Source organism: uncultured Butyricimonas sp. (assembly GCF_959596855.1).
Taxonomy (GTDB): Bacteria; Bacteroidota; Bacteroidia; order Bacteroidales; family Marinifilaceae; genus Butyricimonas; species Butyricimonas muris.
The window spans coordinates 1-3,462 of sequence record NZ_CAUFYA010000097.1 but is presented as its reverse complement, the minus strand read 5'-3'; the positions used below and the strand labels follow the sequence as shown (position 1 = coordinate 3,462).

Here is a 3,462-nt window from a genome sequence, read left to right as displayed (position 1 = left end):
CGGAATCGAGAATATCGTTTAACGTATCCCATAAATCGTTCGTTTGTTCCTGCGACAGCGTTCTCACTCTTCCCTTATGATAGAATTTTATCCTTTCCGGCTTTAAAATCGAACCGTTCTCAATAAGGACTTCTTCCTGCGGAACGGAAGGCAGCGCGTATTCGTTTTGATTCCCACCGCACCCTGCGAACAAAATAACGGTCGCTAACAATACTCCAAAAATCTTAACCCTTGTCATATCGTTTCCTCCTTTTAACCCCCCCATTCCTCCGGAAAAGATAATTCTCCCGTTAACGGAATCACCGCCTTTTTATTTTTCTTCTTTGCCTCTATATTAGCTCTATAACTTTCCTTAATAATTTTGTATATTGGATAGTAAACTCTTTTCCGCTGTAAAAGATATTAAATACGCGAGAGCTTAAATGAAGACGACCCTCAGAATCTCCTTCTCTATACCTTACGTATCGGATTCCGTCTTCCTCCAATATCATCAAAACTCCATAATAGGTAGATACACCAAAGGAGGTTTCCTTAATTTGATTGCTATCATAGAGCAATTCCAATGAAATCTCCGTTTTCTTCCATTCTTCCAAATCTTTTTCCTCTAAACTATCGTTAGTACCGAGCGTTTCATAAGCCGAATTGAAAATAATATCCAACGTACTCCATATTTCATCGGCTTGTTCTTCGGATAAACTCAAAATTTTTCCTTTCTCATACAATTTAATTCTATCGGGCTTTTCAAAAGACTTAGTTATCACGGTTTCCTCCTGCGGAACGGAAGGCAGCGCGTATTCGTTTTGATTCCCACCGCACCCTGCAAACAAAAAAACAGTCGCTAACAATACTCCAAAAATCTTACTCCTATTCATAACGTTTTCTCCCCTTTAAAGCCCTAATTTTTCCGGATAAAATAATTCCCCCGTTAAAAGATTGAGTATTTTCACATCGAGCGAGCAGTTTCCCTGCGCGTCCGTTATTTCTTTTTCGATAATCTTAGACGGAATAGGACGTCCTTCCAAGACCAAATAATAATCGCTGACATTTAAAATACCCGCTTCTTTAAATAATCCCTCTTCCATTTTTCTTTCCAGAGTTTGACGGACAACGGGATGATCCATATCGATAAATTCGTTTTCCGTAATGTGATATCTGGATTCAAAAACGCCGATCGTTTCTCCCCGTTTATTATATACGTAAGTATAGGCGTCATTGGTCAAAACGCCGTTTATTTGTCTTTCATATCTTTTTATACGCGGATTCGTACTGTTCACCAACGTATAGCCGTCGGGAGGGGAAACAATGTTTCTCGGCTCAACGATATAACTGTTTTCGTTTGCGGGGAAAATAATATTGTCCTCATCCCCGTAAATGATAAACGTACCCAATCCAAAATTGTCAAGATTTACTTGTATAGCCGCGACTGCTAAATCCGCCGCTTCTTGCACAGTCTTTCCCAACAGCAATTCATCTACAAAAGCTAAAATCCAACGATTGGAGTATGGCCGCGTAGTGGATTGTTCAAATCCTAAAGCTGTTTTCGCGCCTTTTTCAACGCTTTTACTCGTTATATTAGTGTATCCCCAAGCCGAGTTGCATCCCGCCCATACAATAAGTTCGCAATTATTCAAAGAAGGCAGCATAGATATAGATAAATGTCCGTCGTTTCCCACTTGCGAAGATGTTCCTGTATTATATTCTGCACTCTGATAGGAAGCGTGTCCGTCAAAAATATAAATATCGCTGTCTAAAATAGGCAGCCCCGTTACGGGGTCGATCGTGTTTAAGACAAAATCGGGCGTCATATCCGCTTCGGTATTCGTATGTGCCCAAAAGCCGTGCGCATTCATTTTCGCCGCGTTTTGTTCCGCTTGTATTCTCCTGTTTCCGTCAGGGTCCGGACTATGTCCGTATATATCGGTATCTGTCAGACTTGTATTCATGCCGTGCAGATAGGCTACAAACTGTCTGACGCGGAGCGTATACGCGGCATCTATCGTATTTTGAGAATCAAAAACGGAGATATAATAAGTCGTATCCGCCTTTAAAAAAACGTTGTAAATTTGTCCCGCGGAAGTATTATATATATGCGTAAAGGCAGGTCTGTCCGCATCGGCGTTCAAATAGACGCCCATAATGGCGTTCCCCGTTATTCTCGTCAATTCCACCTTAAAGCGCGCGTCGAAATCGGTGCGAAAGGTAAAATATTGCAGTTCTCCGTAGGACGAAATCGACTTGGAACAAGCAGTATTCATTGCAAGCGAATCCATTCCCGCATAATCGAATTCCACTTCTTCCAGCGCCCACAAATCTCCCATACTGGTACCTATCACAGTGGAATATCTTTCCTCTTTCAATTCGTTCCCCGCATTGAGATATAGAGTATAATTGGGAAGGGCAACTGAAATTTTATAGACTGTTCCCGCAGCGCTCTCCGACGATGCGGATTCCAGGTGAAATTTTTGAGTATCCGAAGAAGTTTGAATGGCCTGTATAAAAGCCGTCTGAAACGCTTCCAAAGCCATATCCGCACGATGCGCGGGGGCAAAAGTATAGGTATTGGTCGCCGTGTTGTACTGCGTTTTCCATTGCTGATTTTCTCCGCCGGTAAAACGCCTCAACTGTATCATTGTCATATTGGAAGTCGAATAATCGGGAACGTCCAAATACAAACCCGTTTTTAAATTTTTCAAATAATATTTTGTATAGGAATCATAAACGGAACTGTCTGTATTTTGCAAAATCCATTCGGCATATCCTCGATTTACAGCAGACAAACCCGCGTAACTTTTTTGAACGACATTGTCGGAAGTCGTATTATCAAAGCAGAGCGCTTTCGTATAGTCGCTCACCTGTGTATAAATAATTGCCTTATTCGAGTCTAACATTTTGAGTTTGAATTTCTGATTGGTCGTATAAGGCGCTCTCGTTGAAATGTTAACATTTCCTTCTTCCGTATTTGCCGCTACATTGACGATAATCTGCGAGCTGCCGTACGGGATCAATTCATACAAACTCATTCCCAGATACTGTAATTTAAATTTTTGAGTGGAACTCGATTGATAGGCACTCGTTACGACAGAGGTACCGTTTGCATTGCTTCCGCCTTTTAAATCGAGATATGTTCCCTGTTTAAAATTTTTGAGATAATATACGGCACCGTCGTATATCCCGTTATCGTATCGATGTTTTCCCGAAGTCAATTCTGCGGCGGTCATCGCACGAAAATTTTTCTCATAAATTTCCGGATCCACTTCCTCCATTTTATTTTCCGATATGTTTTCCTTTACGTCCATGGGTTTATTCTGCGCGCTTACCACAAGCGCCTGAATACTACAAAATAGAATAAGCAGCAAGTTCACGGCTAAAAGATAGCCGATACGTTTAAATCTTCTCATCTCTTCTCATCTCTTCCCCTCTTTAATTCCTGTGATAAAATTTTGCAGCTGACTGTTTCAAATT

General features: G+C 41.2%; 3 protein-coding genes. All 3 read right to left on the bottom strand.

Features of this window, described 5'->3' with window-relative positions:
- Nucleotides 1-238: hypothetical protein (locus tag Q5866_RS20900; RefSeq protein WP_303182321.1), on the bottom strand; the 238-nt coding region annotated here is incomplete at its 3' end.
- Between the two features lie 91 nt (nucleotides 239-329).
- Nucleotides 330-872, bottom strand: a complete 543-nt coding sequence (locus Q5866_RS20895) for a hypothetical protein (protein ID WP_303182320.1) — start codon at nucleotides 870-872, stop codon at nucleotides 330-332.
- 15 nt (nucleotides 873-887) lie between these two features.
- Nucleotides 888-3,398 carry an RICIN domain-containing protein gene (locus Q5866_RS20890; protein WP_177701815.1) on the bottom strand — a complete coding sequence of 837 codons (2,511 nt, stop codon included), beginning with the start codon at nucleotides 3,396-3,398 and terminating at the stop codon, nucleotides 888-890.
- Nucleotides 3,399-3,462: the final 64 nt, after the last annotated feature.

What these genes read in the sequence shown, in the direction of transcription:
- Q5866_RS20895 (WP_303182320.1), bottom strand. Translation starts at nt 872, where the DNA reads ATGAATAGGAGTAAGATTTTTGGAGTATTGTTAGCGACTGTTTTTTTG.
- Q5866_RS20890 (WP_177701815.1), bottom strand. Translation starts at nt 3,398, where the DNA reads ATGAGAAGATTTAAACGTATCGGCTATCTTTTAGCCGTGAACTTGCTG.